At 68.6% G+C, this 12150-nt stretch carries 16 protein-coding genes; 8 read left to right on the forward strand and 8 right to left on the reverse strand.

Annotated features, from left to right (window positions below; translation table 11 throughout):
- Positions 1-45 precede the first annotated feature (45 nt).
- The gene (locus K6I34_RS05535) at positions 46-843 is read right to left on the reverse strand and encodes a class II aldolase/adducin family protein (RefSeq protein WP_229322942.1); all 798 of its coding nucleotides are present in this window, start codon (positions 841-843) and stop codon (positions 46-48) included.
- Between the two features lie 458 nt (positions 844-1301).
- Between K6I34_RS05535 and K6I34_RS05540 the strand changes: the two genes are divergently transcribed.
- Positions 1302-1892 (forward strand): Uma2 family endonuclease, encoded by a 591-nt coding sequence (locus K6I34_RS05540; RefSeq protein ID WP_229322943.1) that lies wholly within the window; start codon positions 1302-1304, stop codon positions 1890-1892.
- Between the two features lie 15 nt (positions 1893-1907).
- On the opposite strand, the gene K6I34_RS05545 is transcribed toward K6I34_RS05540, so the two are convergent.
- The 4 genes from K6I34_RS05545 to K6I34_RS05560 all read right to left on the reverse strand — a co-directional run bounded on the left by K6I34_RS05545 (position 1908) and on the right by K6I34_RS05560 (position 3782).
- Entirely contained in the window at positions 1908-2609 is a 702-nt protein-coding gene (locus K6I34_RS05545; protein ID WP_229322944.1) for a DUF4097 family beta strand repeat-containing protein, read from the reverse strand.
- 132 nt (positions 2610-2741) lie between these two features.
- Positions 2742-3005, reverse strand: coding sequence for a hypothetical protein (locus K6I34_RS05550; RefSeq protein ID WP_229322945.1), 264 nt, complete (start codon positions 3003-3005; stop codon positions 2742-2744).
- Positions 2998-3357 (reverse strand): hypothetical protein, encoded by a 360-nt coding sequence (locus K6I34_RS05555; RefSeq protein WP_229322946.1) that lies wholly within the window; start codon positions 3355-3357, stop codon positions 2998-3000. The genes K6I34_RS05550 and K6I34_RS05555 overlap by 8 nt, the downstream gene beginning before the upstream one ends.
- 23 nt (positions 3358-3380) lie before the next feature.
- The gene (locus tag K6I34_RS05560) at positions 3381-3782 is read right to left on the reverse strand and encodes a hypothetical protein (RefSeq protein ID WP_229322947.1); all 402 of its coding nucleotides are present in this window, start codon (positions 3780-3782) and stop codon (positions 3381-3383) included.
- A gap of 188 nt (positions 3783-3970) precedes the next feature.
- Here K6I34_RS05560 and K6I34_RS05565 point away from each other — a divergent pair, with 188 nt between their 5' ends.
- The 4 genes from K6I34_RS05565 to K6I34_RS05580 all read left to right on the forward strand — a co-directional run bounded on the left by K6I34_RS05565 (position 3971) and on the right by K6I34_RS05580 (position 6607).
- Complete coding sequence (locus K6I34_RS05565) at positions 3971-4825, forward strand: helix-turn-helix transcriptional regulator (RefSeq protein WP_229322948.1); 855 nt, start codon at positions 3971-3973, stop codon at positions 4823-4825.
- A gap of 14 nt (positions 4826-4839) precedes the next feature.
- Entirely contained in the window at positions 4840-5040 is a 201-nt protein-coding gene (locus K6I34_RS05570) for a DUF397 domain-containing protein (RefSeq protein WP_229322949.1), read from the forward strand.
- Between the two features lie 264 nt (positions 5041-5304).
- Positions 5305-5976: a bifunctional 2-polyprenyl-6-hydroxyphenol methylase/3-demethylubiquinol 3-O-methyltransferase UbiG gene (locus K6I34_RS05575; RefSeq protein ID WP_229322950.1), complete on the forward strand. Its 672-nt coding sequence runs from the start codon at positions 5305-5307 to the stop codon at positions 5974-5976.
- Between the two features lie 79 nt (positions 5977-6055).
- On the forward strand, positions 6056-6607 hold the full coding sequence (locus K6I34_RS05580) for a Uma2 family endonuclease (protein ID WP_229322951.1): 552 nt from the start codon (positions 6056-6058) through the stop codon (positions 6605-6607).
- Positions 6608-6629: 22 nt separating this feature from the next.
- On the opposite strand, the gene K6I34_RS05585 is transcribed toward K6I34_RS05580, so the two are convergent.
- On the reverse strand, positions 6630-7172 hold the full coding sequence (locus tag K6I34_RS05585) for a DUF1697 domain-containing protein (protein ID WP_229322952.1): 543 nt from the start codon (positions 7170-7172) through the stop codon (positions 6630-6632).
- 86 nt (positions 7173-7258) lie between these two features.
- On the opposite strand from K6I34_RS05585, the gene K6I34_RS05590 reads away from it, so the two are divergent.
- The 3 genes from K6I34_RS05590 to K6I34_RS05600 all read left to right on the forward strand — a co-directional run bounded on the left by K6I34_RS05590 (position 7259) and on the right by K6I34_RS05600 (position 8410).
- The gene (locus K6I34_RS05590) at positions 7259-7471 is read left to right on the forward strand and encodes a DUF4287 domain-containing protein (RefSeq protein WP_229322953.1); all 213 of its coding nucleotides are present in this window, start codon (positions 7259-7261) and stop codon (positions 7469-7471) included.
- A 130-nt stretch (positions 7472-7601) separates the two neighbouring features.
- Complete coding sequence (locus K6I34_RS05595; protein ID WP_229322954.1) at positions 7602-7928, forward strand: ribbon-helix-helix protein, CopG family; 327 nt, start codon at positions 7602-7604, stop codon at positions 7926-7928.
- On the forward strand, positions 7925-8410 hold the full coding sequence (locus K6I34_RS05600; protein WP_229322955.1) for a hypothetical protein: 486 nt from the start codon (positions 7925-7927) through the stop codon (positions 8408-8410). The genes K6I34_RS05595 and K6I34_RS05600 overlap by 4 nt, the downstream gene beginning before the upstream one ends.
- Before the next feature lie 181 nt (positions 8411-8591).
- Here K6I34_RS05600 and K6I34_RS05605 read toward each other — a convergent pair whose 3' ends face one another.
- Both K6I34_RS05605 and K6I34_RS05610 read right to left on the reverse strand, forming a co-directional pair.
- Positions 8592-11156, reverse strand: coding sequence for an ABC transporter permease (locus K6I34_RS05605; protein ID WP_229322956.1), 2565 nt, complete (start codon positions 11154-11156; stop codon positions 8592-8594).
- Entirely contained in the window at positions 11153-11941 is a 789-nt protein-coding gene (locus K6I34_RS05610; RefSeq protein ID WP_229322957.1) for an ABC transporter ATP-binding protein, read from the reverse strand. The genes K6I34_RS05605 and K6I34_RS05610 overlap by 4 nt, the downstream gene beginning before the upstream one ends.
- Positions 11942-12150: the final 209 nt, after the last annotated feature.

Below are 12150 nucleotides of genomic sequence, written 5' to 3' on the forward strand. Positions count from 1 at the left end.
CTCCCCTTGGTGATTGACGTGTTCGACCGACTACGGCGAGCCGGACTACTCGTCGAGGAGGTCGGGCTGCTCGGCGGTGATCTCGTCCCACATGACGTTGAAGCTGTAGCGGCCGAGCTGCTCGTCGCCGAAGCCGTCGCGGGCGAGGAGCGCCTGCTCGTGGGTCATCGGCACCGGCGCCCCGGCGGAGAGCGCGAGCAGCTGCACCTGGGCGCAGCCCTCGTAGGTGAAGAACCAGTGCACGGCCTCCTCCAGGGAGCCGCCGACCGTGATCAGGCCGTGGTGGCGGAGCAGCATCGCGCGCTTGTCACCCAGCCGGTCCGCGATGTCCTGGCCGTGCTCGACGGAGATGGCGGGGCCGGTGTAGTCGCCGTAGAGGACCTGGTCCTGGTAGAACGCGGCCGACTCCTGGTCGTAGGGCTCCAGCAGCCGGTTCAGGGAGCCGAGGGCGCGGGCGTGCACGGTGTGGCCATGGGCGATGGCGTCGGCGCCGGGGCGCTCGTGGATCTTGGAGTGGATGGTGAAGGCGCTGGGGTTGACCTTGCCCGCGCCGTCGACGACCCGGCCCCCGGCGTCGACCCGGATCAGGTCGCGCACCTTGACCTGATTGAAGGAGAGGCCGAAGGGGTTGACCCAGAAGGTGTCCAGGTCCTCCGGGTCGCGCACGGAGATGTGCCCGGAGATCCCCTCCGCGAAGCCGGCCTTCCCGAACAGCCGCATGGCCGCCGCGAGCCGCTGCTTACGGTGCCTGCGCTCCTCGTCGGCCGACGCGAAGACGGGGTCGGCGGGGATCGGCAGGCCGGTGTGGGTGTCGGCGAGGTGGTGCGCGGTGTCCGTTGACACGGGTCGGCTCTCCTGAAATGTCGGGAAAAATGGCCCGCCGCGGGACACGTCTGGGAGGACGCGGAAGCGTCCGAACGCATCGGGGGGCACGTGGGTGGGTGACAGCGGTGGCGACGCCATGGGGGTGACGGTCGAAACCGTCCGGGCCGCTCGCTCCTGCCCCGGCATCTTGTCCCGGCCACGGCCTGCTTTTCAGCCGGAACTGGCTATTTCTCGCTGCACGATGCGGTGTTTCACGTATGTGCAACGGGATGAGACCGGCACATATACGGACAGAAAAAACCGCCCCCCCGGTCTATCGGGGAGCGGTTTTCATGCGGTGCGACTGCGATGCGCGGCGAACAATGGCGCGGGCCGGCTTCCGGAACACGATGGACACCCGGGCGGCCGCAGGAACGATCCGGCCGTGGTGGCCCGTCGGTAGGCTGGATCACAGCGACAGCAAGGGAGGTGGCCACATGACCGCCGAGCCGATCGACTGGATGCACCCGCCGTCCAGAGGCTGGACGTATGACCAGGTCAAGGACCTGGATCTGCCGTTCGACTGGGAACTCGTGGATGGGAAGATCGTGGTCCGGGGGATGACGAGCCAGTGGCACGACCGCGTGCGCGACAAGCTGTTCTTCCAGCTCGAGAGCGCTCGGCAGGACCCGTACGAGGTGAACACCGAGCGCTGCATACTGGTGGACGAGTACAACCCCCCGAAGCCCGACGTCGTGGTCTTCGACCGCACCGGCCTGGACTTCTTCACGCTGGAGTGCGTGCCGGTCGACGCCGTGTCCCTGGTGGTCGAAGTGGTCTCCCACGGTTCACGGACCGACGACCGCTTCCGTAAGCCCGCCATGTACGCGGAGGCAGGCATTCCGCACTACTGGCGCGTGGAACGCGGCGAGGACGGTTTCCCCATCCTCCACGAGTTCTGGCTGGACGAGCCGAGTGGGGTCTACGCGCCGGCCAACCGCCCCGAAGGCGCATCCCACACCGACCGGTTCCGCGCCGAGGTCCCCTTCCCCGTGGAGATCGACCTTAAGTCGATCTTCCGGTTCTGAGCCCGCCGGGGCGGCCTACGCCCCCGCCACCTTCACGTCCCCGCCCTTCGTGCGGGCCGTGATGTGGCGGGGTGCACGGTCGTCCGTCGGGACCGTGACCTCGCGGTTGCCGCCCTTGGTGGAGGCGTCCACCGCGTAGGTCTCCCTGGGCACCGTGATCTTCACGTCGCCACCGTTCGTCTGCCCGTCCACCTGGTCGGGGGCGGCGCCGAAGGACGCCTTGACGTCACCACCACTGGTGCGGATGACCACCTTCTTCGCCGTCGAGTCCTCGACGTCGACGCTGCCGCCGCTGGTGTGCGCGGCGATCTCGCCGGAGGTGCCGCGGACGGAGATGTCTCCCCCGCTGGTCCGCAGATCGACGGCGGTCGTACGCGGCACGGTCAGCTCGTAGCTGACCGTGCACTTGCGCTCGTTCCTGCCGCAGTCGTCCCGCTTCAGCCGGAACCGGCCGTCCTTCAGGCTGTGCTCGGGCGCGGGCTTCTGCCCGCTGTACTCGTACTTCTCCGTCACCCGCACCGGCCCGGAGCCCCCGTCGACCGGGACGACCGTGATGTTGCCGCTGCCGGTGTCGGCGTCGACGACGAGGACCGTGCCGTCGACGCTGTACGTCCGCTCGTCCTTCTTGGTGGGCCCGTCCACCACCGAACAGCCGACCGTCAGCAGAGCGGCGGCCGCGGCGGCGAGCGCGACGGCGGGGAGGAGACGACGGGCCATGACGGTGGGGCTCCCTCTGCTGAGACGCTGAAACACCTGAGACACGATCAGGTGACGTGTCCATTGTCGGAGCGCCGGGAGCCGCCACGGGTCGGCCGGTCGGATGAGGCGTTCCCTAGGGGATACGGGGAGTCAGAGGGGCCAGGGAATGACCTTGACGACGTAGATGCGCTGGTTCCGCACGACAGTCAGGTAATGGAACATCCCGCCCGATAAAACCTCCTCCTGCACTCCGGGCGACCGTCCCTCGAAAGCGCACCCATTGAGGTAAAGGGCCGCCGCGGCCCGAACCAGCTCTTCAACGCGCTCTTCCACCTGTGCCACAAATGAGAGGTTCGGCGTGTCACCGATGACGTGATGGGCATCGGGGTCGTACTCCCAGCCCCAGTCACTCACCGGCGACCTCGGCATGGGCAGCGTCCAGAATCCGCCGGATCTCGTCCATGGCCGCCCGCCACTCCGGGTCCTCCCGGTCCAGGCTCTGGGCCGCACGCTCAGCAGCATGCAGCCGCCGCGCCACATCGGGGAAACGCTCGATCTCGATCACGACGGCCCACTTGAGCTGGAACATGGCGATCGGCCCGAAGCTGTTGGCCTGCGTGGCCATGGTGAAGACGGTGTCACGTTCCGCCGTCATCTCGGCCAGCCGCGAAGGTGCCACCTGCGCGAGGGCCGCGCGCAGCGCGGGGAACGTCTTCTCGGGTCTGGGGATCAGCGCCCCACCGTCGTGAACCGGTTGCGTGGTCATGAGTCCTCCCATGGATGCCCCGATCACCGTACGGCAACCGGACCCGGACCCGCGCCGTTCCGGAGGCCGCGATCCGGCACCGTCGCCGTGGCGATCTCGGCCGCAGCCGGCCGCGCCAGCCACACGAGGCGGGCGTGCTCTCCCCGCTTCTCGCCGTACCACCAGATGGCGCGCTCGGGGCTCTTCAGCGTCAGGTGATACCCGCGGTCGATGCCGACGACGTCCACGCGCCCGCCCTCGTGCACAAGGCCCCACGCGACCACCTCGGCGTCCGGGATGCCGTCACCGAGGTCGATGTCCTGGACGACGGCAAACAGTCGCGGAGCGGATTCGAGCACGAGGGTGCGGATCTCGGCGTCCAGGTCGAAGTCGAAGTCACTTTCGAGCGGCGAGGGTTGGGGTTCCTGTGGGGATACGGTGCCCATGGACATCTCCTGTCGGAGGAGGGATGAAGGCAGTGCGAAGTGAACCATCGGACGGTAGAGCCCGCCGAGGTGACGCGCTTCACAACGTAGTGCGCGGGTAGTACCCAGTCCACCGCCAGGCGACTACACGTTGCACCACCATCCGATAGTGCGAAGAACCGGCAGTACGTGCGAGACAGGGGACGGTCATGCCGCCGAGCAAACTCCCACCAACCATCCGCCAACGACGCCTGGGAGCGGAGCTCCGCCGACTGCGCGAACGAGCGGAGCTGTCCGCTACGGAAGCAGGACGGCTCCACGGAACGACCCAGTCACGCATCAGCAACATCGAGTCCGGCGGCTATCCGGTCAGCGCCGAGCGAGTGAGAACGCTGGCCCGCCTCTACGGCTGTACGGACCAGACCTTGATCGATGCACTGGCAACAATGACCGGCGGCCGGACACGCGGCTGGTGGGACGAGTACCGGGACATCCTCCCGGCAGGCATGCTCGACATGGCGGAGCTGGAACACCACGCCTTGTCCATGCGGATCGCGTGCATCATCCATTTGCCGGGACTGCTGCAGACGCGGGAGCACGTTCACGCCATCACCAGCGCTGTCGAGCCTCCGCTCACGCCACCCGAAATCGAGCACCGGGTGTCCTACCGGATCAAACGCCAAGGCGTGCTCTACGGAGAGCAGCCGACTCCTCTGACCGCGATCATCCACGAAGCGGCGCTGCGCATGGACTTCGGCGGCAGGGGCGTGGCCCGAGCGCAGCTTGAGCACCTCATTGCCATGAGCGAGCAGGACCACATCACGGTACTGGTGATCCCTTTCGGATCAGGCGCCTTCCCCAACTCCGGGCAGGGGATCATCTACCTCGATGGCAAAGTGCAGCACCTGGACACGATCCAGCTGGACACTGACCACGGTTCCGAATTCCTGGACACCCAGCCACAACTGGTCCGGTACCGCACCACGCTGGACCGCATGGAATCCCTCACTCTGGGGTCGGAAGCATCACGCGACATGATTCACCGCATCGCACGGAACCTCTGATCGAAGGAAAACCCATGCACACCCGTCCGTGGCAGAAGTCCTCGTACAGCGGCAACGCCGGAAACTGCCTCCACATCGCCGCAGATGCCCCTGACACCGTACGGCTCCGCGAAAGCGACATCCCCGACCTCATACTCACCACCAGCCGAGCCGCCCTGCGCAACCTCATACGCACTGTGAAAGCCGACCGACTCAGCGGCCAGGTCGATAATTGACTGCAGTCGCCAGCTCTCGCGCTCCGACCGTCCGTGGATACCGGTCCAGCAGATCCACCGCGACGTGACGGATGGCGGGCCGGTCCCGGACCTCGGCAGGGGACTCACGCAGAGCCCCCAGGAGCGCGTCAGTGGTCTGTTGAGGCTTCCCCCACTGCCACCATGACTGCAACCGGGCGGAGTTCGTGTCAACGCCTTCGGCAGAACGGCAGGCACGGGTACCGTGGCCAACTCACGTGACTCACCGTTCCCCTGAGGAGCTCCATGCCCCGCCCGCCCCTCACCGCGCCTGAGTACTGGGATTTGTACAAACCCCACCGAGGAGAGGGCGAGCAGCCACCTCCGGAGCCGAGCCGCTTCGAGTGGACGCCGTTTCCTGGCCACGGCCCCAAAGCGGAAGTCCTCGGCACCCCGTGTACCGCGCTGGAACTGGGCCCCGGCGAGGGAGCCGACGCCGTCCACCTGGCACGTCTCGGCATCGAGGTGACAGCCGTGGACTTCTCGGCCTTCCAGATCGAGCGCGCCCGCCGATGGTGGTGCGACGAGCCGGGCGTCCGGTTCGTACACGCGGACGTGTGCGAGTTCCTCATCGCCGAGCCCGCGGAGTACGACGCGATCTACTCGATGTGGGGTGCGGTCTGGTTCACCGACCCCGAACAGCTCCTGCCTCTGGTGGCCAAGCGTCTCGCCCCAGGCGGCGTCTTCGTCTTCGGCCACGCCGAGCCGGCCCCTGGCACGTACGGCCCCCAGCGCATGCGCGGGAAGTGGCTCGAAGGCCGTGACCGCGAACTGACCGTCCTGCGCTGGCAGTACACCCCGGACATGTGGGCCGACCTGCTCAAGCGCAACGGATTCACCCACGTCCACACGCGCGTCGTGCCACCGCCCGGCAGCGAGCCCCTGGGCACCTTGCTGGTGCGCGCCGGAATGGTCTGAGCCCCCGCTCCGGGTTGACGGAATCCGTAGGGCAGCACCCGCCGATAACCCGGGACGGGCCACCCCCGAGGAGAACGCCGTGCCCATCGCCCCCCGGCACCTCGCGCTGATCGAAGAAGTCCGGCGCATCGCGCCCAAAGGCGTGAAGGTCGAGTACACGGACGGCACGATCATCACGCAGGCCACGCCACCCGTCATCCACCAGCGCAACCTCTTCCGCCTGCGCTCGCAGTTCGACGCCCATCGCCCGGTCGGCTACATGCCGACCGAGAACACCGACCTGGCATCCCCACAGGCCGCCAAGCTCCGGAACCCCGATCTGTGCTACCTGCCCGAAGACATCGTGGAAAGCGAAGGCAATTCGGTCGCGGCCGACCTGGCGCTCATCGCCGTCGAGGTCGTCTCCCCGTCCAACCCCGAGAACGACTGGGTCGGCAAGCTGCGCGACTACGCCGCCATGGGCATCCCGCTCTATCTCATCGTGGACGGACGCGACTCCGCCGTCACCCTGTTCTCCGATCCCAATCACGACAGGTATCACACACGCACCGACCGGAAATTCGGCGAGCAGATCCGCATCCCTGACCCATTCGGCTTCGACCTGGACCTGAGCGCCCTCAATCCCCTATGACGGTCACCGAGGACTGGGGCGCTCACGCCTCGGTCAACTCCACCAGTTTCAACACCGTGTTCCAGTTCCGCGTGGTCGCCACCCCTGTCCCCGTCCTGGCCAAGGCGTCCGCCAGCTTGGAGCGGCCCAGGCCGTCCGGAGCGTAGAGGTAGAGCGCGCGGTCGCCCAGGCGGAATTCCTCCGGGAGGAAGCGGGTCACTTCCACCTTCGCGAAGTCCCGTGCCGTGACCGGCCCGTCGAAGTAGGTGACGTTGAGCTGCTTCGCCTCCAGGGACGCGACCGGGAAGGGGCACGCGTCCGCCACCGCCTTCAGGTACGCGTGGTCGCGGACGAGGACGTCCACGGCGAAGCCGAAGCGGGCCTCGATCGCGCGGCCCACCTCCGCCGCCAGGGCCGTCTCGTCCGTCACCTCGCTCGTGAAGACCGCGTTGCCGCTCTGCAAGTGCGTACGGACATCGCCGTACCCCAGCTCCGTGAGCAGAGCGCGCAGGTCCGCCATGGGGAGCTTCCGGTGACCGCCCACGTTGATGCCGCGGAGAAGCGCCGCGTACGTCTTGGTCGTCATCCGCACAGCGTAGGAGCACCCACTGACAAGGCCCGGCGGAAGCCGCGCCCGGCGGCGTTGTCAGTGGTGGGTGTCAGACTCCGGCCATGAGCGAAACCGTGAAGGGCCCCGCCAGTTACTTTCCGTCGATCGAGAAGAAGTACGGTCGGCCGATAGCCGAGTGGAAGGACCTCATCCGCACGTCTTCCCTGGCCAAGCACATGGAGCTGGTGAGCTGGCTCAAGAGCGAGCACGGCTTGGGGCACGGCCACGCCAACGCGCTGGTCGCCCACACTCTCGCTGAGGGCCGCGGCAGGTAACGGCGGCCGGGTACGGCGAAAGGCCCGCTCCGGAAGGTCGGGGCCAGTGCGACAGGCCCTCGACCGCCCCCGCCCCTGCCCGTCCGCGATCCGCTTGGCGGCGCGTAATACGCGTCATACACTCCGGTGTATGGCCAGGACCAGGATCAGCATCAGTCTTGACAGTGATCAGGCCGAGCGCATCCGCGTGCACGCGGAGCGCGCCGGGATGGACGTTTCGGCCTATCTCGTCAATGCGGCAACCCGGCAGATGGCGGAGGTCGAAGCCGCCGAGGCCCAGTTCGCACAGGTCGACGCCCTGATCGCCGACGCGCAGGCGCAAGCCGAGGCTCTTCCCGTGCTTCCGGATGTCGTTGACGACGATCTCACCGAGCAAGAGCGCCAAGAGGTCCATGCGGCTCTGGCTCTCATCTACGGCACCGACGGTGCCGTAAGCCGCCCCGGCAGCGCCGCGTGACGGTTCGCGTACCGGTCTACGACACCGGCATGCTCATCGGTCTCGCCGACCGCAAGGCCAAGCTCCTGCGACTGCACGCGGGTCTCAGGGAAGCACCTCACCGTCCCGTCGTGCTCGGCCCCGTGCTGGCCCAGGTGTGGCGGCCCCACCCCGCGACCGTTCACGCGGTGGCCGGAGTGCTCAAGGACTGCACCGTGCCGCAAGCCCGCAGCTCGCCCCCGGCCATACGTCCCGTCAAGGCCGGGCAGACCACCTGCATCGTGTGTGCCACCGCCCCGGACCTCACCGAGTGGCAGCGCATCGGCACGGCCCTCGGCACCGCGCGGCTTCCGGCGAAGAAGCGGCCGGACGCCGTGGACGCCCTGGTCGCGCTGGCCGCGGCACGGCACGGCAGCGCCGTGATCTTCACCAGCGATCCGGACGACCTCGCCGGCTACGTGGCCGCCCTGGGCGCTCAGGACGTCCACGTGGTCCAGGTCTGAGGAGGGCAACCCGCGAGGCGGAAAACGAAAGGCCCGGCCCGGACGTGCACCCCCGTGGCGCGTCCGGGCCGGGCCCGTGGTGGGCGCGGGTGGCTGTGAAGCCCCCGAGCCCCGTGGGAGGGTACGGCCGACCTTGAGCCCCCCGACCCCGTCGGCCGTACCCCGTTCGTGATGGTCCTGATCAGTCCGTCTTGATGGCGTTCAGGACGTTCATCCGGCCCGCCCGGAAGGCCGGGACGAGCGCGGCCAGCAGGCCCACGACCGCCGAGCCGATGAAGACGGTGATGATCGTCGGCCAGGGGATGTCGAGCACCCCGAGGCCCTGCAGGGCCAGGAGCTTCTGGGACGTGGTGCCCCAGGTCATGCCCAGGCCCAGGCCGAGCAGCGCGCCGAAGAGGGCGATGACCACCGACTCCAGGCGGATCATGCGACGCATCTGGCGGCGCGAGAGGCCGATGGCGCGCATCATGCCGATCTCGCGGGTGCGCTCGACGACGGACAGGGCGAGGGTGTTCACGACGCCCAGCACCGCCACGATGATCGCGAGGGCGAGGAGCCCGTAGATCATGTTGAGCAGCTGGCCGACCTGGTCCTTGATCAGCTTCTTGTAGTCGGCCTGGTCGCGGACCTTGAGCTGCGGGTAGTCCTTGACCGCGTCCTTGAGGGCGGTCGCCGCCTCCTTCGCCCGGCCGTCGTCGGCCTTGGCGAGGATCATGCCGGTCAGCGGCATCTTGTCGGCGGGCAGGTAGCTCTTCGCGGTGGCGATGTTGGTGTACAGCGCGCCCTTGTCGAGGCTGGTGTCGTCCGACGTGATGGCGTTGACCTTGAGCTTGGCCTCGGAGCCGTCGACCATGTGGACGGTCAGCCGGTCGCCGAGCTTGATGCCGTGGTCCTTGGCGTAGCCCTCCGGCACGGACATGGCGTCCTTGGCGTAGGCGTCCTTGAGCTTGCCCTGGACCGTCTCCGCGCGGATGTCGTCCGCGTAGGTCGGGTCGGCGGCGGTGAGCTTCTGGGTGCCGGTCTTCCCGTCCGGGGTGGTGACCTTCGCGGAGACACCCACGTAGCGGGTGAAGTGCGCGACGTGGCCCGCCGAGGTGACGGCCTTCTCCGCCGCCGGGGTGATGGGCTGGTTGGTCTGGTCCTGGATGATGAAGTCCGCGCCGACGGACTTGTCGAGCTGGTCCGTGGCCGAGGCGACCATCGAGGAGCCGACCACCGAGAGGGCGGCGACCAGCGCGAGGCCGATCATCAGGGCGGAGGCGGTGGCGCCCGTACGCCGCGGGTTGCGCAGCGCGTTGCGCTCGGCGAGGCGGCCGACCGGGCCGAAGACCCGCAGGATGACGACGCCGAGGACGCGGACGACGAACCGGGCCAGCAGCGGGCCGACGACGACGAAGCCGATGAGCGTCAGCGGGATGCCGAGGCCCAGCATGCCCGCGCCCGAGGTCGCCTTGTCCGCGCCCGCGGCCGCGGCGAGGCAGAGCGCGCCAAGGCCGGTGAGCACCAGGCCGACGGCGGCGCGGATCTTGCCCGCCTTGCCGTCGGCGGGCGTGCCCGCGTCGCGCAGCGCGGACATCGGGGAGATCTTCCCGGCGCGCCAGGCGGGCAGGAAGGCGGCCAGCACGGTCACGACGACGCCGAGCAGCAGGCCGACGACCGGGGTCGTGGCGGTGACGGTCAGGTCGCCCATGTCGAGCTTCATGCCCATCGAGCCCATGATCTTCATCAGGCCGACGGCGAGGCCGATGCCGCCGCCGATGCCGAGCACGGAGCCGACGAGGCCGAGCAGCAGCGCCTCGACGATCACGGATCGCAGGACCTGGGAGCGGCTCGAGCCGATGGCCCGCATCAGGCCGATCTCGCGGGTGCGCTGGGCGACCAGCATCGAGAAGGTGTTGACGATGAGGAAGATGCCGACGAGGACGGCGATGCCGGCGAAGCCGAGCAGCGCGTACTTCATCACGTCGAGGACGGAGCCGATGTCCTTCTTGTTCTGTGCCTTGGTCTCCGCGGCCGTGTGCACGGTGTAGCCGGAGCCGATGGCGGTGGTGACGCGCTGCTTGAGCTGCTCGTTCGTGACGCCGGAGGCGGCGGTCAGGCCGTAGCCGCTGTACGCGGAGGTGCTGCCGAGCAGCTTGGCCTGGGCGGTGGCGGTGTCGAAGTAGAAGATCGCCGCACCGGGGTTGGTGCTCTTGTACGTGGCGATGCCGACGACGCGGGCGGTGAAGTCGCCCGGCGCGGCGATGACGCGCAGGGTGTCGCCCGTCTTCACGTGGCGCTTGTCGGCGGTGTCGGAGTCGAGGACGACCTCGTCGGCGCCGCGCGGCGCGTGGCCGCTGGTGATCTCGACCGACTTCTTCTGGCTGTCGTCCCAGTTGGTGCCCACGGTGGGGGCGCCGGAGTCGGGGCCGAGGCTCTTGTCGGCGCGGTCGGCGACGGTGATCTGCATGCTGGTGACTTGCGGCTCGACCTTGGCGACGCCGTCGACCGTGCGGAGCTTCTCCAGCAGGGAGGCCGGAAGGGACTCGGGCCTGCCGGTCTGCTGGGCGTCGTCGTTCTTCTCGGGGGCCACGGAGACGTCCGAGGCTGTCGAGGCGAAGAGCTTGTCGAACGTGGTGTTCATGGTGTCGGTGAAGACGAGCGTGCCGCACACGAACGCCACCGACAGCAGGACGGCGACGGCGGAGAGCGCCATGCGTCCCTTGTGCGCGAGGAAGTTGCGCACGGAGGTCTTGAAGATGGTCACGACACCCGTCCACGGGCGTCGAAGTTCTTCATGCGCTCCAGGACCGCGTCGGCGGTCGGGCTGTACATCTCGTCGACGATCCGGCCGTCGGCCAGGTAGAGCACGCGGTCCGCGTAGGAGGCGGCGACCGGGTCGTGGGTGACCATGACGATGGTCTGGCCCAGCTCGTCCACGGACTGGCGGAGGAAGCCGAGCACCTCGGCACCGGCGCGCGAGTCGAGGTTTCCGGTCGGCTCGTCACCGAAGATGATCTCGGGGCGGGCGGCGAGGGCGCGGGCCACGGCGACGCGCTGCTGCTGGCCGCCGGAGAGCTGGTTGGGGCGGTGCTTGAGGCGGCCGGTAAGGCCGACGGTCTGCACGACGCGGTCGAGCCACGCCTTGTCCGCCTTGCGGCCCGCGATGTCCATGGGGAGCGTGATGTTCTCCAGGGCGTTGAGCGTGGGCAGCAGGTTGAACGCCTGGAAGATGAAGCCGATCCGGTCCCGGCGGAGCTGGGTGAGCTTCTTGTCCTTGAGGCCGGTGATCTCGGTCTCGTCGATGAATATCTGGCCGGAAGTCACCGTGTCGAGCCCGGCCAGGCAGTGCATGAGGGTCGACTTGCCGGAGCCGGAGGGGCCCATGATGGCGGTGAACTGGCCGCGGGCGATGTCCACGTCCACGTGGTCGAGCGCGGTGACCCGCGTCTCCCCGGCACCGTACGCCTTCACGACCTGACGGGCCCTCGCCGCGACGGCCACCTGTCCGCCACTGCCCCCGGTCCAGGGCTTCGATATGGCAGTTGTCACGGTGAGTCTCCTATGTCTGGTCACTTCTGGGTGTGGCGCCGCGGCGCCCCGCATGCCCTGTGGGCAGCGCGGGGCGACCGTTCCAGCCTGCGGAAATCCGGCCCCGGACGCATTGGTGACAGCCCCTGTCTTTGGGGTGGGGCCAGCCCCACCCCAAAGACAGGGGCTGTCACCAATGCGTCCGGGGCCGGATTTCCGCAGGCTGGAAC

Source organism: Streptomyces sp. UNOC14_S4 (assembly GCF_020740835.1).
In the GTDB taxonomy this organism is placed as follows: Bacteria; Actinomycetota; Actinomycetes; order Streptomycetales; family Streptomycetaceae; genus Streptomyces.